Annotated in this window: 15 protein-coding genes; 13 read left to right on the top strand and 2 right to left on the bottom strand. The window is 45.4% G+C overall.

Annotated elements, in window-relative coordinates:
• Positions 1 to 116 precede the first annotated feature (116 nt).
• Positions 117 to 1,091, bottom strand: coding sequence for a hypothetical protein (locus A3CY_RS0100225; RefSeq protein WP_018335862.1), 975 nt, complete (start codon positions 1,089 to 1,091; stop codon positions 117 to 119).
• A gap of 13 nt (positions 1,092 to 1,104) precedes the next feature.
• On the bottom strand, positions 1,105 to 1,482 hold the full coding sequence (locus A3CY_RS22785; RefSeq protein ID WP_155828139.1) for a hypothetical protein: 378 nt from the start codon (positions 1,480 to 1,482) through the stop codon (positions 1,105 to 1,107).
• 328 nt (positions 1,483 to 1,810) lie between these two features.
• On the opposite strand from A3CY_RS22785, the gene A3CY_RS0100215 reads away from it, so the two are divergent.
• The 13 genes from A3CY_RS0100215 to A3CY_RS0100155 all read left to right on the top strand — a co-directional run bounded on the left by A3CY_RS0100215 (position 1,811) and on the right by A3CY_RS0100155 (position 20,628).
• Complete coding sequence (locus A3CY_RS0100215; protein WP_040371202.1) at positions 1,811 to 2,857, top strand: efflux RND transporter periplasmic adaptor subunit; 1,047 nt, start codon at positions 1,811 to 1,813, stop codon at positions 2,855 to 2,857.
• Positions 2,858 to 2,866: 9 nt separating this feature from the next.
• Positions 2,867 to 5,902, top strand: a complete 3,036-nt coding sequence (locus A3CY_RS0100210) for an efflux RND transporter permease subunit (protein WP_018335859.1) — start codon at positions 2,867 to 2,869, stop codon at positions 5,900 to 5,902.
• A 3-nt stretch (positions 5,903 to 5,905) separates the two neighbouring features.
• On the top strand, positions 5,906 to 7,171 hold the full coding sequence (locus A3CY_RS0100205) for a TolC family protein (RefSeq protein WP_018335858.1): 1,266 nt from the start codon (positions 5,906 to 5,908) through the stop codon (positions 7,169 to 7,171).
• Between the two features lie 109 nt (positions 7,172 to 7,280).
• Positions 7,281 to 9,068 carry an arginine--tRNA ligase gene (argS, locus tag A3CY_RS0100200; RefSeq protein ID WP_018335857.1) on the top strand — a complete coding sequence of 596 codons (1,788 nt, stop codon included), beginning with the start codon at positions 7,281 to 7,283 and terminating at the stop codon, positions 9,066 to 9,068.
• Positions 9,069 to 9,128: 60 nt separating this feature from the next.
• A complete protein-coding gene (locus tag A3CY_RS0100195; RefSeq protein ID WP_026207139.1) occupies positions 9,129 to 9,632 on the top strand; it encodes a flavin reductase family protein in 504 nt (167 codons plus the stop codon).
• 3 nt (positions 9,633 to 9,635) lie between these two features.
• Positions 9,636 to 10,481, top strand: a complete 846-nt coding sequence (locus A3CY_RS0100190; RefSeq protein ID WP_018335855.1) for a histidinol-phosphatase — start codon at positions 9,636 to 9,638, stop codon at positions 10,479 to 10,481.
• Positions 10,482 to 10,504: 23 nt separating this feature from the next.
• Positions 10,505 to 11,515: an FKBP-type peptidyl-prolyl cis-trans isomerase gene (locus A3CY_RS0100185; RefSeq protein ID WP_018335854.1), complete on the top strand. Its 1,011-nt coding sequence runs from the start codon at positions 10,505 to 10,507 to the stop codon at positions 11,513 to 11,515.
• 28 nt (positions 11,516 to 11,543) lie between these two features.
• On the top strand, positions 11,544 to 12,536 hold the full coding sequence (locus A3CY_RS0100180; RefSeq protein WP_018335853.1) for an FKBP-type peptidyl-prolyl cis-trans isomerase: 993 nt from the start codon (positions 11,544 to 11,546) through the stop codon (positions 12,534 to 12,536).
• A 10-nt stretch (positions 12,537 to 12,546) separates the two neighbouring features.
• The gene (locus tag A3CY_RS0100175; protein ID WP_018335852.1) at positions 12,547 to 13,320 is read left to right on the top strand and encodes an inositol monophosphatase family protein; all 774 of its coding nucleotides are present in this window, start codon (positions 12,547 to 12,549) and stop codon (positions 13,318 to 13,320) included.
• A gap of 135 nt (positions 13,321 to 13,455) precedes the next feature.
• Positions 13,456 to 14,013 (top strand): RNA polymerase sigma factor, encoded by a 558-nt coding sequence (locus tag A3CY_RS0100170; protein ID WP_231932434.1) that lies wholly within the window; start codon positions 13,456 to 13,458, stop codon positions 14,011 to 14,013.
• Between the two features lie 84 nt (positions 14,014 to 14,097).
• On the top strand, positions 14,098 to 15,228 hold the full coding sequence (locus tag A3CY_RS0100165; protein WP_169503542.1) for a FecR family protein: 1,131 nt from the start codon (positions 14,098 to 14,100) through the stop codon (positions 15,226 to 15,228).
• A gap of 77 nt (positions 15,229 to 15,305) precedes the next feature.
• Entirely contained in the window at positions 15,306 to 19,016 is a 3,711-nt protein-coding gene (locus A3CY_RS0100160) for a SusC/RagA family TonB-linked outer membrane protein (RefSeq protein WP_240388104.1), read from the top strand.
• Positions 19,017 to 19,026: 10 nt separating this feature from the next.
• Positions 19,027 to 20,628 (top strand): RagB/SusD family nutrient uptake outer membrane protein, encoded by a 1,602-nt coding sequence (locus A3CY_RS0100155; protein WP_018335848.1) that lies wholly within the window; start codon positions 19,027 to 19,029, stop codon positions 20,626 to 20,628.

The following is a 20,628-nucleotide window of genomic DNA, read 5'->3' as shown; positions in this document are numbered from 1 at the left end:
GGATGGTTTGCATGATACATTATTTTGAAGTTGTGATGGTGGATACATGTCACCAGAATTGGATTTCGTCATTTTCATTAATTGTGAATATGCGTTCTTCCATGCCGGAGGTCCAATTATGCAACCAATAAAGGGCTCCCTAATCCATCGCTGACGTCTTTGTAAAATGATTTTTGAAAAAATTCAGGGATGTATTCTCCTTTAAGAGGAATTATCTCATTTTGAAGAGAATATGTTTTTCGGTATATTTTTGCGGCTTTACGTTCGAGAGTTCCCCGCATGGATATCTTTTTTATTTCGGGTGAGATGATTCGATTCCAATAATGGAAACCGTTTCGGTTGGCAAAGTTGGGAATAAAGTCTATGGTTGCGGGCAGGGCGGAAGCTCTGCTTTTGAATAAATCCTTGAGAGCAGAATGTTGGCACATATCGTAAATATCTTGTTGTAACCACTGGATGATTTGGTCTTTGTGGAAAAGGGGTTCTGATCGGGTCAAATCCAGTTTTTCAATATTATTCCATGCGGCGTATTTTGCTATTCCGGATGCATTTATCTCTTTCCATGCATCCGGGGTAATGCGTAGAGAATCAATCCAAAGTTCGGGTTGTTCGTGCTCAAAGCGATACGGAAGGACATATTCCATGAATATATCAATAGGAATATCACGTAGCCAAGGGCAAGTGATGAAACGCTCGATGGAACGATCTATATGGCGAATAAGAAATTCAGATTTAATGTTTTCTACATCTTCAGTTTTTTGTGCGTTTTTTTGAATTGATTCTATATTGCTTATTGATATTTCAAGAAGTTTTTTAGCAAAATAGGAGACGGAAGTATCGGCGTGTATTTTTTCTTTAAATTGTTCAATTTCTTTTCCCGCCAGAGTGTAGTGTCCGGGCATGTTTTCAATAATGAATCGTGCGGCATGGAGTTGAAGGGAATCTGCCGGTTTTTGGGAATAGTGATGAAGGACTTTTTCTAATTCGTGACGATTGTTCCCAGCTAGACGCAATGCTTTTTCTAATTTTGTTTCATCTGTTGAACAAGAAGAGATTAGCGTAAAAATGATATAAATGAAAGTGGTTCTCATGTTTGTATATTGATTATGACTGTGCTTTAATATATTCCTTTGCTTCATGGCGGGCTCTTAATACGATATTATTTATCTTACGGACAGGCATGTGGAGGATTTTTTTAGCTAAACGAAGCCCGTGGAGAGTATCGTTTGTTTGCTTGGTAACAAGAAAACGGTTGTACACGGGAGTGATGTGATTGGGTGTCATTTGATGAGCCTTGGAGAAGAGGCTGTCGGCTACATGGATTTCCCCGTTTTCTAGATGTAATATGCCGATATCGCATAGTAGGGAAGAGGTCGGTGCTAAACGAGCCAAATGCCGTTTTACCGTGAGGGCATGTTCCGGTTGGTTACTCCTAATTAATTGTTCACTAAGACGGTACAAGTATGTTTTGTTATGTAACATATATGTGTATCGTGTGTTATCTTCGGGTGAAAAAGGTGTTCGGAAGCACTCTTTTTTGTCCAGGAATCGGAATGTATAGTTATACATGATGTGAGTTTTAAGGTTAAAATATAATCCTGCGAGTAGAATTGTCGTTACCGGTATAAAGAGTTTTGCGTTCGGTGTTAACTCGAATACTGTTTGTTTTGGGCTAATATTCCAAGAAAGAGGGGTATAAATATTTTTATCGGGAGATAGGCAGAGTTCCATCCGTGCGTTTTTTTTCTTATTTATTTTATGTGGCAAACCTTACTTGTATTTTCCCGTATACGTGTAAAAAAATAGATTTATGAGATTTACATGGATGGTTTGCATGATACCTGCTTTTTTATGGGTGGGTTGTAAAGGAAAAAAGGAAACGTACCAGGATGTCGTGCGTCCCGTGAGAGTGGTTAACGTGGAGGCGTTGGGGGCGATCAATAAGGTGTACACGGGGATAGTGGAGGCAGAGGAATATAGTAATCTTGCCTTTAAGTTGTCGGGACCGCTCGTGGCGATGAACGTGGACGAGGGACAGAAGGTGAAGAAGGGACAGGTGATTGCGGCGGTAGACCCGTTGGATTACAAGTTGCAGTACGAGGCGAATAAGGCGGCTTATCTGACGGCTAAATCCCAGTTGGAGAGGAATAAAAGATTGTTGTCGATGCAGGCTATTTCTAAGCAGGAGTACGAGATTGCGGAGGCAAATTATATAAAAGGTAAATCGGCTTACGAGACTTCTGCCAACACGTTGGAGGATACGAAACTGAGAGCGCCTTTCGACGGGTTCGTGGAGAAGAAGTTCGTGGAGAATTACCAGAAGGTGATGCCGGGAGAGTCTATCATCAAGTTGGTGAATCCCGATAAACTGGCGGTAGGTTTTACTCTGCCGGAAACGAGTGTCGATCTGACTCGCACGCCGATGACGGTGACCGTGGAGTTTGATACGTACAAGGGCATCTGGTTTAAGGCGAGAGTGAAGGAATTTATCGATGCTTCGCCCGACGGGACGGGAATACCCGTGAAACTGGTTATTGACGATAGCCGTTTCTCCCGTGATGTCCATAATATTTATCCCGGTTTTTCTTGTAAGGTGAATTTGAAAATAGAGACAACGGAGGAGAATAGTTATATCGTGCCGATGAGTGCTTTGTTCAAGAATCCGACGACGAACGAAACTTCGGTGTGGGTGTATAACCCGAAGACCGAAACGGTGCACGGTAAAGCCGTGGAGATCGGGCAATTGTTCGGGAGCGATAAGATTATGGTGCAGAAGGGACTCACGAATGATGATATTATTGTTGTTGCCGGGGTGAATTATATCACGGAAGGACAGAAAGTGAAGTTGTTAAAATAAGGAGAGGTTATGAATATAGCAAGATATTCGCTGGATAACACGAAAGTGATTTATTTCTTTTTGGCTATTTTGTTGGTCGGGGGTGTGCTTTCCTTTGACTTGTTGGGTAAAAAGGAAGATTCGCCTTTCGTGATTAAAACGGCAGTTCTTATCACGAAGTACCCGGGGGCGACGCCTGCCGAGGTGGAACAGTTAATCACGGAGCCGATAGAGCGGGAAATACAGTCTATGCGGCGGGTACAGAAGATCAAGTCGGACTCTTATTACGGGATGTCCAAGATCCAAATCGAGTTGAGCCCGGCAACCCCACCGGAAGAGATGCCGCAGATGTGGGACGAGTTGCGCCGGAAGGTACTGAATATTCAACCTGCCTTGCCGCAAGGGGCTTCGACGATCAGCGTGTCGGACGACTTCGGTGACGTGTTCGGTATTTATTACGGTTTGACTGCCGCGGAGGGGTTCTCGTATCACGATTTGAGGGAATGGGGACAGAAGTTGAAAACTCAATTGGTGTCGGTCGACGGGGTTCAGAAAGTCGCTTTGTACGGGGAGCAGACGGAGGTGGTGAATGTGTTTATCACGATGTCGAAGTTGGCGAATTCCGGGGTTGACTTGAATTCTTTGATACAGACGATAAAATCCCAGAATTCTTTGATTAATACCGGGGAGAAGCGCGCGGGGAATCTGGAATTGAAGATATTGGCGGACGGGACTTACAAGACGCTGGATGATATACGCAACCAGTTGATTGTTACGCAAGCGGGACAGCAGGTGCGTTTGGGAGATATTACCACGATAGAGAAAGGATACCTCGATCCACCCGGCAATTTGATGCGGGTAAATGGTAAACGTGCGATCGGGATCGGCGTTTCGACAGACCCGGAACGTGACGTGGTGAAAACGGGTGATCTGGTGAAGGAACGGTTGAGCCAGTTGGAGAAGTTGATGCCGGTGGGAATTGAACTGGTGACGCTTTACCCGGAGAACGAGATCGCGCGGGAGGCGAATAACGGGTTCTTGTTGAACTTGGTGGAGTCGGTGCTGATCGTGATTTTTATTATCCTGCTGGTGATGGGTGCCCGTGCGGGGTTGTTGATCGGCTCTTCGTTGATTTTCTCTATCGGGGGGACCATGCTGATCATGCAGTTTATGGGAGTCGGGTTGAACCGTACTTCGTTGGCGGCATTTATTATCGCGATGGGTATGTTGGTGGATAACGCTATCGTGGTGACGGATAATGCCCAGATATTGATCAAGAAAGGAATGCGGCGGCGGGATGCCTTGATAAAGGGGGCGACCGTACCGCAATGGGGATTGCTGGGAGCCACGTTGATTGCCATATTTTCTTTCTTGCCTTTGTATTTGGCTCCTTCTTCCGTGGCGGAGATGGTGAAGCCTTTGTTTATCGTGTTGGCGGTGTCGCTGGCGTTGAGTTGGATTCTGGCATTGACGCAGACCACCGTGTTCGGTAATTTTATATTGAAGGAGAGTTCCGGTGACGCGACAAAAGATCCTTACGATACGAAGTTCTATAATAAATTTGTCGGTATGTTGCGGGGATTGATTCGCTACAAGGTGGTGACTATCGTGTCGGTCGTGTGTCTGTTCCTGGCTTCCATGTATATCATGGGGGTGATGCCGCAGAATTTTTTCCCAAGTATGGATAAACCTTATTTCCGGGCGGATTGTTTTCTGCCGGAAGGTTTCAGTATACGGGAGTCCGAGAAGATGATGGCGGATATCGAGTCCTATTTGATGAAGCAGGAGGAGGTGACGAACGTGTCCGTGACGATTGGCGGTTCGCCGTTACGGTATTATCTGGCAAGTACTTCTTTCGGTCCGAAAGCGAATTTCGGGAATTTGTTGATCGAGGTGCAGAAGAAAGAGCAATCGCCGGTTGTTGAAGACCGTCTGAATACTTACGTGCGGGAGAATTACCCGGATATGTTGATCCGGTCTTCTTTGTTTAAAATGTCGCCGGCAGTGGAGGCGGCTATCGAGATCGGGTTTATCGGTGAAGAGATAGATACGTTGTCGGCACTGACGGAGCGGGCGATGGGGTTGATGCGGGAGTGTGATATGGTGACCGACGTGCGGGGAAGTTGGGGAAATAAGGTGCCCGTGTGGGAACCCGCTTATTCGCAGGAGAGGGGACAACGTTTGGGAATTACCCGGCAGTCTGTGGCTTATGCTTTGAAGATTGCCACGAACGGGTTGGCAATCGGGGATTTCCGGGAGAAGGATTTGTTTATGCCTATGCTGCTGAAAGAGGACGGGTTCGATGCCAAGAATCTGGATAATATGAAGACTTTGCCCGTGTTCGCTACACGGGGATTCACGGTGCCGCTGGCACAAGTGGTGGATAGTTTTGCCTACAATTACAATTATAACGTGATTAAACGCTATAACCGTGACCGGGTGATGATGGCGCAATGTGACCCCAAACGGGGAGCTAACACGAAAGCGGCATTCTCGCAAGTGTGGAGTAAGGTGAAACAGATGGATTTGCCGGAGGGGTACACGATGAAGATTTTCGGGGAGGACGAGAGCCAGGCGGAGTCCAACGAGGCTTTGGCTGCCAATATGCCGTTGACGTTTATCCTGATGTTTATCGTGTTGCTGTTGCTTTTCAGGACTTACCGGAAGCCGACGATTATTTTGCTGATGGTGCCTTTGATTTTTATCGGTGTCGTGTTCGGGCTTTTGGTGATGGGTAAGATGTTCGACTTTTTCGCTTTGTTGGGAGTGTTGGGACTGGTCGGGATGAATATCAAGAACGCGATTGTGCTGGTCGATCAGATCGGTATAGAACAGGAAAACGGATTGGCTCCGCTGGATGCCGTGCTGCAAGCCACGAAGTCGAGAATTGTTCCGGTGGCGATGGCTTCGGGCACGACGATTCTGGGTATGTTGCCTTTGTTGTTTGATGCGATGTTCGGGGGGATGGCGGCTTGTATCATGGGCGGCTTGCTTGTGGCGAGTTTGTTGACGATTGTCGTTCTTCCGGTGACGTATTGTTTGATATTTAGGATAAAAGCTAGTTAAGTTATGAAGAGAGTTTTTGTTACGATAGGGGTTTTGTTGGTATTGGCGGGTGCGGTGACGGGACAGACGTTGACCGTGGAGCAGTACCGGGCGAAGGTGTTGGAGTATAACCAGGATATAAAGCAGGCAAAGGAGGCGGTGAATGCTGCCATGTATGCTTTGAAGGGAATTAAGACGGGTTTCTTTCCGAAGTTGCAGGTCGGGGGAAATTATTCTTACCAGATCGAGGACGTGGAGTTTATGCAGGGAGTGGATATGAAGCACGATAATTACGCGGCGGAGGTGACGTTGTCACAGAATGTTTATGCCGGAAGTGTCGTGCGGAAGCAAAAGGATGCAGCCGTGTTGCAGGAGGCAATAGCCCGTTTGGGTGAAGAATTGACGACGGATAATATTGTTTACGCTGCCGACGTGAATTATTGGACGGTGGCGGCGAACGAGAGCCAGTTTTTTATTGCCCGGGAGTTCGTGATGATTGTGAACGAGTTGGGCAGTATTGTGCAGAAGCGTTTTGATGAAGGGGCGATTAGTAAGACCGATTTGTTGATGGTGCAAACCCGGTTGAAGGAAGCGGAATTGCAATTGTCCACGGCAACAATGAATTACCGGATGGCTATGCAGTCGCTGAAGATTATGATGGGGGCACCGTTGGATGAAAACGTGGTACTCGTGGATTCTATCCAGCAACCCGTGGTGGTGCCTGCTTTGCAACCTTTGGAGGTAGCCTTGCAACGTAGGGCGGATTACCAGATTGCGGCGCAAAATCTCAATCTGGCAAAGCAACAGACGAAGATTATCCGTTCTAAATATTTGCCGCAATTCGCTGTCGGAATGAAGGAATCGTGGGGAACTCCATTGATTAACGTGGATGGGAAAGAGAAATTTGCCACGACGGCTTTTGCCAAGTTCAGCATGCCTGTTTTCAATTGGGGCGAGAAACGCCAGTATGTCCGCCAGAATAAGGCAATGGAGATGAGCAGGGAGTTGGAGATGAGTAAAATGAAAGATCAGGTGAAGCAGGAATTGGCTAACGCGTGGGTGAAACTTAACGAGACGTGGAAAAGAGTGGAGATTGCCAATTCCACGTTGGATATAGCCAAGGAAAATTTGAAGTTGAACACGTTCAGTTATAATGAAGGGAAATTGCCTATTCTGGATGTGCTTTCATCGCAAGCCACGTGGTTGCAGGCATACACGAGCGTGGTGTCTGCTAATTACCAGTATAAGGTGGCTTACGCGGAGTACGTGAAGATATTGGGAGGAAGGTAGGGATTTTAGATTATAATCAGGTAAATTTTTAGTGTTTTACGGGTATTTCTTCTAATAAATTGTATTTTTGCAGACTAATGGATATTAGTATTTAAAAAGATTAGAGGATATGACGATAGAGAAAATGCTGACCCAGCAAGTGCTGGAAGCCGTGAAGGCTTGTTATGGAGTGGAATTGACCGAGAAAGATGTGCAATTGCAGGAAACCCGCAAAGAGTTTGCCGGGGATTTGACCGTTGTTGTTTTTCCGTTTACCCGATATTCCAGAAAGTCACCGGAAGAAACGGCAAAGGAGTTGGGTGAGTATTTGAAGCAAAATATTGAGGAAGTGGAGACTTACAACGTGATCAAGGGATTCTTGAACGTGGTGATTTCTGCCGCTTACTGGATTGAGGTGTTGAACGAGGTGGCGCGGGAAGAGAAGTACGGGTACGCGAAGGAACCGAGCGGGAAGACGTACATGATCGAGTATTCGTCCCCGAACACGAATAAGCCGTTGCATCTCGGGCATATCCGTAATAATTTCTTGGGATGGTCTGTGTCTGAAATACAGAAGGCGAATGGTCATCAGGTGATTATGGCAAACCTGGTGAATGACCGGGGAATCCATATTTGCAAGAGTATGATCGCCTGGGAGAAGTTTGCTAATGGTGCCACTCCGGAGAGTACGGGGACAAAGGGAGACCATTTCGTGGGAGATTATTACGTGCGTTTTGATAAAGAGTATAAAGCCCAGATCAAGGAATTGATGGATAAGGGTGTAGCCGAGGAGGAAGCCAAGAAGCAAGCCCCGATATTGCTGGAGGCACAGGAGATGTTGCGCCAATGGGAAGCCGGGGACGAGAAGACGGTTGCCTTGTGGCGGAAGATGAATGATTGGGTGTTGAAGGGGTTCGATGAAACTTATAAGATGATGGGTATCGCGTTCGACAAGGTATATTTCGAGTCGGAAACTTACAAGAAAGGGCGCGATATTGTGTTGAAAGGACTTGCCGACGGTGTGCTTTACCGGAAAGACACGGGTAGCGTGTGGGCGGATTTGACAGGTGACGGTTTGGATCATAAGTTGTTGTTGCGGGATGACGGGACTTCCGTGTACATGACCCAGGATATCGGTACGGCGTACGATCGTTTCAATGAATTTAATATGGATCAGGAGATTTACGTGGTGGGGAACGAGCAGAACTATCACTTCCAGGTATTATCGCTGGTTTGCAAAAAATTGGGATTCGATTGGGCGGATAAAATAAAGCATTTGTCTTACGGGATGGTGGAGTTGCCGGAAGGTAAGATGAAGTCCCGCGAGGGAACGGTGGTGGACGCCGACGATTTGATCGAGGAGATGATCCACACGGCACGGACGACTTCCGAGGAGTTGGGAAAACTGGACGGTTATTCTGTCGAGGAAGCGGAAGACGTGTACCGCAAGGTGGCTCTCGGGGCATTGAAGTATTTTATCTTGAAGGTAGACCCGAAAAAGACCATGATGTTTAACCCGAAGGAATCGATTGATTTTAATGGAAACACGGGTCCTTTTATCCAATATACTTACACGCGTATCCGGTCGGTATTGCGTAAGGCGGAAGAAGCCGGAATACAGATCGTGTTGGGTGATATACATACCGGATTGACGGAGAAGGAACAGAACTTGATTAAGTTGATCGCCAAGTTGCCTGCCGTGGTGAAAGAGGCAGGGGATAATTATAGTCCGGCATTGATCGGGAATTACGCTTACGATCTGGCGAAGGAATTCAACCAGTTCTACCATGATTATTCGATCTTGAAAGAGGAGAACGCACAGGTTCGGAATTTGCGTTTGTTGTTGGCTCAACAATGTAGCGTGGCTATCCGTAACGCGATGGGAATGTTGGGGATTGAGATGCCGGAGAGAATGTAGACCGATTAAGTGATTGGGTGATTTGCGATTAAGTTATTTATGATTAAGTGATTTATGGATATGAGGAAGATTAATCCGAGAGAGATAGACGAGAACGTGATCCGGTTGATCGGTGACGAGTGGATGTTGGTGGCGGCGGGTGACTGGGAGAAGTTCAATATGATGACGGCAAGTTGGGGAAGTATGGGCTTTCTTTGGAACAAGCCGGTGGTGATGGTGTTTGTACGTCCGCAACGGTACACGTTCGAGTTCACGGAGAAAGGGGATTCATTCACGTTATCGTTCTTTGGCGAGTCCTATCGCAAGGCATTGAGCGTGTGTGGTTCTGTTTCCGGAAGGGATACGGATAAGGTGAAAGAGAGCGGGTTGACGCCTTATTTCACGGAGGCGGGGAATCCCGCGTTCGAGGAGGCTTCTCTCGTGCTGGAATGCCGGAAGTTGTATGCCGATTTCTTGAAGGAAGAGGCTTTCGCGGATACGAAGATTGTGGATGCCCAATACGGGCAGAAAGATTTCCACAAGATGTACGTGGCTGAAATTGTTAATGCTTGGGTGAAGAAGTAACGGATGGATTTGTGTACGTATCATAGTCATTGCACTTTTTGTGACGGTAAAGCTCCGGCGGAGGAATTCGTGAAGGCGGCTATCAGTGCCGGTTTCCATAGTTATGGAATATCTTCGCATTCGCCGCTTCCGTTTGAAACTCGCTGGTCGTTGAGCAAGGCGAATCTGGAGGCATATTTGCAGGAGATCGAACGGTTGAAAAAGTTGTATGCCGGGCAAATCGAGTTGTACGTGGGGTTGGAGATCGATTATCTGAATGATGATTGGGGACCGTCTAGTGATTATTTCCAGCAAATGCCGTTGGATTACCGTATCGGTTCCGTGCATCTGGTGACGAACGGGGAGACGGGTGAGATGATGGATATGGATGGTAATTTTGATGATTTCCGGGAGAACTTCCGAAAGGTGTACCGGGATGATCTGAAACATCTGGTGCGGGATTATTTTCGTTCTTCCGCCCGGATGGTGGAGTTGGGCGGTTTTGATTTCGTGGCTCACCCGGACAAGATTTCGATGAATGGTTCGTTGGTGGATTCCTCTCTTATCGAGCAGGAGTGGTATAACGGATTGTTGCGGGAGTACTTCCAACTGATTGCCGAGAAAGGCATGATGATGGAAGTGAACACGAAAGCATACACGAAGAAAGGATTGATGTTTCCGAACGTGAAGTATTTTAAATGGTTGAAAGAATTGAATATTCCCGTGATGGTAAATTCGGATGCTCATTTACCCCAGTTGGTGAACGATAACCGGGATTTGGCATTCCGTTGGTTGCGGGAAGCCGGAATAAAGAGTACCATGCGTCTGCATCGCGGTGTGTGGGAAGAAGTACCCCTGTCGGGGAAATAGAAACTAAAGTTAGAAACTGAAAGATGAATAAATATCTGGTCATTTTAGGTTGTTTTTTAGCCTTTGCGTTGAGTAGTTGTTCCGGGGAAAAGGAGGATGATTTAATTGACGTGCTCGCGTACGAGAAACAGGCGATACATGATTACCTGAATCAATATGCGACGGGGGAGGTTGTCGCTATCCCCTATTACAGCCGTAAAGGATTGTTGATAGATTCCATTTTTATTTTCAATCACAATACTAACGGAGAGGTGGCTAAAGATTCCGGATGGGTGATGATGGATTATGATATGTCCGATTTGAGTGGTAAGATATTGGATTCTTCTGATCTGGGGAAATGGGATTCAACGTATATGCCGGGATATGCTTATGGCGGACCTGTCTTGTTTCGGGTGGATACGGCGAGGTATAATTTTCTGGCGGAAGCATTCCGGCATATCGGAGTTGGAGAAAGTGGCGGTGAAGTGATTATTCCATCGGTTTTGGGTGCTGTGGATGGAAAACCATTGCATTACAAGTTGGTTTCCCGCACGATATTTGAAGATGTGGCGGAGCACGAGAAAGAGATGATTCAAGGTTATTTGAATACGTTCCCCGCGGCAGAAACTTTTAAAGATTATCCCGGTGAGGCAGAGTCTGATACCATTACGTATACGCTTCTGATGACGAAAGGTGAAGGAACGCGGAAATTGCAGGTGGGAGATTCTGTGCTTATGAGTAAGCATTTGATGATATTGGATGATATGGGGGGAGGAATACGATTGAAGTTTATGAATGCCCTTGATACAACCAAGATACTGTTTAACGAGCGGTGGCAACGGGACTTTCCTGCCGGATTTGTTAAGGGGTTGCAACAATTGCAGGAAGGTGATTCCGCCCATATTGTTATTCCTTACGGAATGGGATATGGGGCAAAGGGTAATGTGCAGAGTATAAAAGGAGGAGGCACGTATTATAATGAACCTCCTTATTGTACGTTTGGGTATTGGGTGAAAATAATGAAGATTGTGGCTCCAAATAATGAAGAAGAGTAATTTTTATAACAGCTAAATAAAACGGAAAATGAAAAAGAATTATTTATTAATGTGTCTTTGCCTGTTAGCAGGCAGTTTTGCAGGATGCTCGGACGATGATAACGGTCCGACTTGGAAGGAGCTTTACGATAAAGAGCAAGCGGCTATAAAGGATTTTATGAAGGATAAAAGTCCAAAAGATTCTATTATTCTTGGCACATCAATTAATGGAGTTAAGATTAATCCTGTAGCTTATGTATTTAATTACAGTGAGGATGCTAATAAGAAAAAACCGAAAGACGGGCAATTTATATTGGTGAATTACACGGATAGGAATTTAGGTGGAAGTATTTTAGATGATACAAGATCGTCGGTTATTGGAGGAGAAAAAATAGAATTACCTAAATACCCTATGGGAGGTCCCGTTTATGAGGAAATTATAGATGACAAGGATATATTCTCTATTTTTTTTAAATATTTTTCAGAAGGAACCTCTGGATCAATTATTTTGCCAAGTGTACTTAATTTCAGTACTACTTATTTGTATCGAGAATATAAGGTGGAGAAGGTTATTGAAGGGAGTTTGTTAGATTATGAATATGAATTGATTGACAAATACTTGGAGAAAAAAGGTTTTGATAAGAAGAAGTTAATTCAAATTCCCGCGATAGAGGAGAATGATACTATTACTCAAATTGTAAAATTAATAGAGAAGCCGAGTGGTGATGAAATTTTAGTTTCGGATAGTGTTACAGTGTATGGTAGTGGTTATATTCTGGATGAAATAATGGATAAAGAAAATCTTACCAATCGTAAACTTTTTGAAGATGAAGAGGCTACTTGGAAAGTGTCTGGTTTGATACAAGGGATGAAAGATGCTTTGCTTAAAATGAAAGTGGGGGAGAAGGCTTGTATTCTTATTCCTTCCGGGCGAGGATATGGGAAAGGAATTTTGAACTATTATTATCAATATGTTTTTCCTCCTTATGCCACACTTGCATATGAAATAGAAATTAAGTCCAAAAAAGCAAATGACAAATAGTAAGTAATCTATGAATATTTGTCTAGAAAGCACCTTGGAATTAGCCATTGTTTGGGCGAAAGAAGTGGGAGAGGTACAACGATCTTATTTCAGAGGCGGGCATTTGGATATTGAAACCAAATCGACCGTGCACGACGTGGTGACAAAGGTGGATAAATTAAGTGAATCCATGTTGCTTGAGCGTATCGGGAAACATTTTCCCGATCATAGCGTGTTAGGAGAGGAGAGTGGAGAGCATGATTTGCATAGTGATTACCTTTGGGTGATCGATCCTTTGGATGGGACGAATAATTATAGCCAAGGATTACCCGTGTACACGGTTTCTATCGGTTTGCAATACCGGGGCGAAACGGTGTTGGGTGTCGTGTACGCTCCCTATATGGACGAGTTGTACACGGCTATTCGCGGGAAAGGTGCTTTCCTGAATGGTAAGCCGATTCGTGTAGCGGCTAAGACAGATTTGGATCAAAGCGTGTTAGCAACCGGATTTCCATACGATAAAGGGATAAATCCTATTAATAATATAGATAATCTGAGTCGCATATTGTCGCATTTGCGGGGTATACGACGTATGGGGTCTGCGGCTTATGACCTTTGTTGTGTGGCTGCCGGATTCCTGGATGGTTATTGGGAATTAGGGTTAAAACTTTGGGATGTATGTGCGGGAGTTTTGATTGTACAGGAAGCCGGAGGAACGATAGAGCATTTCCGGTATGACCGGGGGATAGCGATCATGACGGCAAATCCGCAGTTATTACAAAGAATCAAAGAGTATATCAGATAAAGGGGCGAAAGCCCCTTTTATTGTTTTATAGGGGGACGATGTTATGGATTATTAATTTTCTCTCGGGGAGATAAAAATATTCTTTTTATTATATACCTTTGTAACAATGGAGTATTCTTTGTTATGGGTATAGATGTGACACAAATTTTACGTGGGGTAAATGATAAGGACGAGAAAGCATGGAAAAGTGTTTTCACGTATTATTATGCCGCATTGTGTTCCTATGCGGATCGGATTATTCAGAATACGGTTGTGGCGGAAGATTTGGTGCAGGAGGTGTTGATGAATATTTGGAAGAGTGATCGGAAATTTCCTACAATTGATGATCTGACCTATTATTTATATCGGTCGACTTATAATCAAGCCATGATGCATTTGCGCCGGGAGAAGTTTCAGGAACGTTACGTGCAGCAGGTGTTACGAGAGGAAAATGAATATTCGGATGAAGAGTTTGCCGATACGGTGAGGGAGGAATTGGTGCGTCAATTGTATTTTCTGATAGATGATCTTCCAGAAGAAAGGCGTAAAATTCTGTTATTGAGAATGAAAGGATGTTCGGATAACAAGATTGCCGAGGAATTGGGTATTTCCATTAATACGGTAAAAACACAAAAGAGTAGAGGCTTCAAGTACTTGCGGGAAAAAATGAAGGATTCTGCTTATTTATTCTGGTTTGCCGTGTTTTTCCATTAAGGAAAAGTTTTTTTGAAAAATAATTTCTTTTTCTGTCACCCTAAATGAAATGTCGTGCATTTTAGAGATGTAATGAACATGGATATGAAGAGAGATTTAGGTAAAATAGTAGCATTAATGCGTAAAGCGTATTCTGAAGTGTTGCAAGGCGAGGAACAGAAGAAGTTCGAGCAATTGCTGAAGGATAAGCATTTACGGGATGTCTATTCGGAAGTCGGGGATGATGCTTATCTGGAAAAGCATTTTGCCCGGTACGAGAAGTATTCTCCCGAGAAAGCGTACGAGATTTTCGAGAGAAATCGGCGGAGAGATAAGAAACGGTTTGTTCTACGGCGAGTGGCTGTTGCGGCTTGTTTCATTTTGCCATTATTGGGACTTGGCGTGTGGATGATGATGCAAGAAGAGAAACAGGAGAGTCCGGTAGTATTGGCAAAGAAAGAAAGCGTACAGTTGAAATTGTCGGACGGACGGGTAGTAGATATTCTCCAAGGAAATGAAATTAAAGAACAGGGAGGTTCAACTATTCGAATGGAGAATGGGCAACTCTTGTATAAACAAGATTCTGTCCGGGAATCCGAACTCGTGTACAATGAGTTGATCGTGCCTCTTGGTGGTGAGTGTTACGTGGTCTTGGACGATGGTACTCGGGTGTGGGTAAATGCCGGGAGTAGAATAAAATATCCGGTACGTTTCTCGAAGAAAGAACGGGTAGTTGCGGTGAAAGGAGAAGTTTATTTTGACGTAACGAAAGACGGTCGTCCTTTTGTTGTCGAAACGGATTTGGGAAAGGTAAACGTGTTGGGGACTTCGTTTGGCGTGAGAGCTTACGAGAGGGAATCTGTGTTGACCACGTTGGTTTCCGGAAAAGTGATGTTCACGGGTAAGAAGGGTGAGAGAGTCACTTTATCACCGGGTGAGCAGGCTGTGGCATCATTGACGGGTGAATTGACGATGCGGGAGGTGAGAGTGGAAGAGTATGTCGGATGGAAAGACGGTTGGTATATATTTAAAGAAAAGCGTCTTGAAGAAGTGATGCATACTTTGGCAAGATGGTATGATGTGTCCGTTTTCTACCAGAATCCGAAAGTAAAAGAAATACAGTTTACGGGTTATTTGAAACGGTATGATTCTATCCGAACTTTCTTGGAAGTTCTTGCCGCTTCGGAAGAGGTAAAATATAAAATAGATGGGAATGTGGTGATCTTATATCAATAAAAAGAAACACGGACAACAAATTTCCTAGGTCTGGAGTCCGTGCTTCATGTATTATCATTTAAATACTTTACAAAGTTATGGAAAAAAGTGAACTATTAAAGTTCTGGGACTTTATTATGTGTAAAAAAAAGACATGGTTGATTATGAAATTGACTTGTATTTTAATTGTGGTATTTAATCTGAGTGTTTCTGCTCTGGTTTTTTCACAGAGTAAAGTATCTGTGGATTTGAAGAATGCGACGTTAGAAGAGTTTATCGCCGCGATGAAAGAGCAGACGGAGAACCAGTTCTTGGTTAATTCTTCTTTGCTACAAATGAAAGAATTGATCACGGTGAATGTGACGAATGAAGACCTGAAGGTCGTACTGGATAAGGTGTTGACACCTTTGAAGTTGACACACGAGTATGTAAATGACGTTGTGGTGATCAAGCGTTTGCCTTACACGGCACCGGCGCCCGATAATAAATGGGTGGTCATCGGTAAGGTGATTGATTCGCAAAAAGAACCTCTTCCGGGAGTCACCATCCGCATTAAGGGTACAACTGTCGGTACGGTCTCGAATGGCAATGGAGCTTTCTCTTTGAATGTGCCTCATGCCACCGATACGTTGGTGCTCTCTTTTATCGGTATGAAAACCAAGGAAGTTGTCGTGAAAAAATCCGATAATAAAGAATATGAAATCGTCCTTGAGGACGAAGTGGAAACGCTTAACGAGGTGACTGTGATTTCAACCGGTTACCAGGACATCGACCGTCGTCGGAATACTTCGGCAATCACATCACTGAAAATGGAAGACGTAAACGTGGCAGGTCTTTCCTCCGTGGACAAGATGTTGGAAGGACATATTCCGGGCATGATTTTCATGCAAAACTCAGGTCAGGCGGGAGCGGCACCCAAGATTCGTATCCGCGGTACTTCCACCGTGTTGGGTAACCAGGAGCCCTTGTGGGTGGTAGACGGTATCGTGCAGACGGACCCCGTGAATGTTGACCCATCCGAGTTGAACAGCTTGGACTTCGTGAACCTGTTAGGTAACGCCATTTCCGGTTTGAACCCCGACGACATCGAGCAGATCGATGTGTTGAAAGATGCTGCCGCCACGGCAATCTACGGTACCCGTGCTGCCAACGGTGTCATTGTGATCACCACGAAAAAAGGAAAGACCGGGAAGCCGCACGTGACTTATTCGTTGTCCGGAACCGTCAATCGTCGTCCGTATTATAGCGACCGTGAAATCTATTTAATGAATTCCAAGGAACGCGTGGACGTATCCCGCGAGTTGTTTGCCCGCGGAATGGAATTCAAGGAGTCCAGCAACTGGCTTGGTTACGAGGCTGCCTACGTGGACTACAAGAACGGCCGTATCAGTTTTGACGAGTTTAACCGGTTGACCAATCGTTACGAGACGATCAACACGGACTGGTTCGACATCATTTGCCAAAACTCCCTCTCCAACAAGCACAGTTTGAGTATTTCCGGGGGATCCGAAACCATTAAGTATTACGCTTCCATCGGTTATGCCGACGAGAAAGGGGTGATCAAGAAAGAGTACAACCGCAACTATACCGCCAACTTGAAGTTGAACGGGAATTTCTCGAAAGTGGATTTCCAATTCGGAATCCAATTGAATAACAACAAACGTCGGTACACGCCCAACATCAAATTCGAGAACGGGGGAACCATGGGATTGACGGATTACGCTTACAAGATGAGCCGTGCCATTCCCGCCTATAACGAGGACGGCAGCCGTTATTTCTACCAGCAAGGGACTATAAAAGCATATTCCTATCCTTTTAACGTGGAAAACGAGATGGACAAGACCTACCATAAAATCAACACCTATTCCGCCACGTTGACGGGAACCTTGAAGTACCGGATTTTGCCCGTGTTGAACGTGGAGGGTACCGCTTCCTACACGATCGGTTCCACGAATGATGAAACCGTGTTTGAAGAGGGTTCCTATTATATCCATGCGTTACGCCAGAATGACCTTTATGTTCTCGGTGAGGGAGATGATGTGAAGCACTCGGGGAACAAATGCCCGCAGGGAGGGGAGTTGACGTTGAATGACACGCGTCGGAACAATTACGTGTTGCGTTTGCAATTGAATTACAATCAGATGTTCAATGACTTGCATTTGGTGAACGTTGCCTTGGGAGGTGAGGTTTCCTCTTCCGAATATCACTCCTATCGGAACATCACCCGCGGTTATTATCCCAATCGAGGGAAATCTTTCGGAACGATTGCCTACAAGGACTTATTAAACAAGTACACCGGTTATGCAACATGGCTTGCCTTGAATAAACCGGTTATCGGCGATACCAAGACCAATTTGGCATCCGCTTATTTTGCCGTGACTTACACCTATAACGACCGCTATACCTTGAACTTCAACACCCGTATGGATGCCAGCAACCAATTCGGCAGTCGTTCCAACGAGAAGTTGTTGCCCATCTGGTCGGTTTCCGGTCGTTGGGACGTGAAGAAAGACCTGTTTGCGAACACTGCCTTCGTGAATGACTTGGCGTTGAAATTGTCCTACGGTATCCAGGGAAACATGTTGGACAACCAGACTTCTAAAATGATCATTAATCAAGGCGGGTTGGATAGCTGGTACAATGAATTTTCTTCTTCAATAGCCTATTATCCCAATCCCAACTTGAAATGGGAAACGACCCATTCCTACAACGCGGAAATCAACTTCATGTTGTGGAAAAACAAACTCGGCGGTTCGGTGTCCTACTATTACAAACGCACGAAAGACGCCTTCCTGACCAAATCGATCTCCGACATCAACGGTCGTACATCCTATACCGTGAACCAGGGAGAGTTGACCAACCAAGGAGTAGAGGTGACCTTGAATATCGTGCCGATTAACCAGAAGGTGGATGCCAGCGGCAGGCGCGGTTTCGTGTGGAGAATCGACCCGCAGATCGGGCAGGTGGTGAACAACCTGATTTCAAAAGCCATTGACAACCGCAACAATGTTTTGCGCGACGAGATTAAATATACCGATTACTTGAACGGTACGGCGCAATTGCTTGACAGACCGTTGAATACCTTTTTCTCTTACCGCTTCAAGGGGTTAAGTTCCAAGGACGGAAGTCCCATTTATGGCAACTTGGAGGAGGAACTCGCGGATGAATTATACGCTAAATACTCTCAAATGGAGGATGAGGATGTTTTTGAAATCGTCATGGAAGAGTCCGGTACCCGCGTGCCGACGTTGCAGGGTGGTATCTCCAGTTATTTGGGCTATCGCCAGTTCGGTCTTTCTTTCAACTTCACGTATAGTTTCGGGAACAAGATCCGTTTGTTGAAGTTGTTCGGGAACACGAGTGATTTCCCGCCGTACGGGGAAAAGAACATGCGTCGCGAATTTGTTCGTCGCTGGAGAACTCCCGGGGATGAAACGAAAACCAATATTCCTGCCCTGAGGACCAAGACCGTTACCCCGTGGTGGGCATCGCACGAGTATACATCCAGCGGCTTGATGCCGACTTTTGCCCCGTCTGATGTCTACCAGATGTATGACAATTCCAGTTTGCGGGTGGTAAAAGGCGATTATTTGAAATTGCAATCCCTTTCTTTCCGTTACAACGTGCATGACAAATTCTGCAAGCAGATCGGCATCCAAGCGGCTTACTTGAGCATCACGGGAACCAATCTCTTTACCATTGCCAGCAAAAAGTTGAAAGGACAGGACGTTACCCAGTCCGGTATCACCCCCACGGTGAATATGTCCGTGCGTCCCAATTATTCTTTTACTGTAAACGTGACATTCTAAAAAATAATCTATGAAACTGAAGCATATATATCAAATAGCTCTACTTTGCGGGTTGCTGTTTACCTCGGCAGCTTGCGGGGATTTTTTGAAGGAATACTCCCAAAACCAGGCTTACGTGGAGAATGTGACCAACTTGGATGAATTGTTGATTGGAGAGGGATATTTTAGAGGAGGTCTTACAAGTTCGTATTTTAAAGATGACCAGTCAAGTGGTTTTTGGACGAATCTAAGCAATACCGATCCCTGGTACTTCCCTTACATTCACCTGATGGACGATGACGTGGAGGAATTCGTGAATGGGATTCCCGCAGAAACTTCCAATTATATTCGCTTGAATGCTTATAATATTTACCGTTGGCAACCGGATCCTTTCCGCAATGTAGAAAACAACGAGTTTGTGGATAAAAACTGGACTAAAATGTGGTCGCGTATAGCTGCGATGAACTCCATCATCTACCAGTTGACCCAAATCGACATTGACAAGGACGAGGAGGCAACTGCCTTGCGGGTGGAAGGAGAAGCCCGCTTCTTGCGTGCTCAGTTCTATTTCTGGATGGCAAACATTTACGGGCAACCCTATTGCAAAGCAACTGCCGCCACGGATCCTTGTATTCCTTTGAAAACTTCGGAAGATATAGAGGATATCTATTTCTCCCGGGCGACTGCAGAGAAAGTGTACGGGCAAATGGTGGAGGATCTGACCCGTGCCGCCGAGTGCCTGCGGGGTGTCAGCCAAGTCACGAAATACCGCACGAACCAAGCGGCTGCCTTTACCCTGTTGAGTCGGATACATTTATATATGGAAAATTACGAGGCTGCCGTTGCGGCTGCCGATAGTGTTTTGGCACTCGGTTATGAATTGGAAGATATGCGAGGTCTTCAAGAGGGGGATAAAGTGGTAGAATTGAAATCGACGGAAACCCTCTTCACGCATGGTCTTTATCTGATGCACTTCTTGCATACTGATGCTCTTAAGGGAAGTGTATCGGGAATGGGGTATGGGGTATATTGTTCCGGGTATACCAGTTCGGTGGATTTACTTGATTCATACGATGAACACGACATCCGTTTGAAAACCTTTTTTACTGAGCGAACACAGGCAAAAGGTACTTACCGCTGCGTGAAATCAGCGGACTGGGCAAACGAAGTATCGGACAAATTTGCCATCCGTTTGCCGGAAGTGTACCTGAACAAGGCGGAGGCTTTGGCTTGCCTGCACCGAGACGAGGAAGCGCGCACGACGATTGACGAGTTACGAGCTTTCCGTTTTGAAGCCGCCGACTTTAAACCCATGGATAAGAGCGGTAACGAATTGATTGACGCTATCCGGGATGAACGTCGGTTGGAATTGTGTTTCGAGGGGCATCGCTGGTTTGACCTCCGCCGTTATGCCGTGAACGGGGTTCGTCCTTTCGAGAAAGAAATTTATCACAAGAGTGTTCTCTACTCGAATAAAACCATTACCACGGAAGGGGAGTACGTGTTGAAGCCTTATTCTCAAGACAAGGCTGCTTACGTGTTGCCGATTCCGGATGATGCCATCGATTTTAACAAGGGTAACTTAAGCAATGAAGTACGCCCGGAAAGAACATTACAACCATTAAATAACTAA

It is taken from the genome of Butyricimonas synergistica DSM 23225 (genome assembly GCF_000379665.1).
GTDB classification, from domain to species: domain Bacteria; phylum Bacteroidota; class Bacteroidia; order Bacteroidales; family Marinifilaceae; genus Butyricimonas; species Butyricimonas synergistica.
Note: the sequence above shows the minus strand (reverse complement) of the source record. Positions and strands in the feature narration are given on the sequence as shown.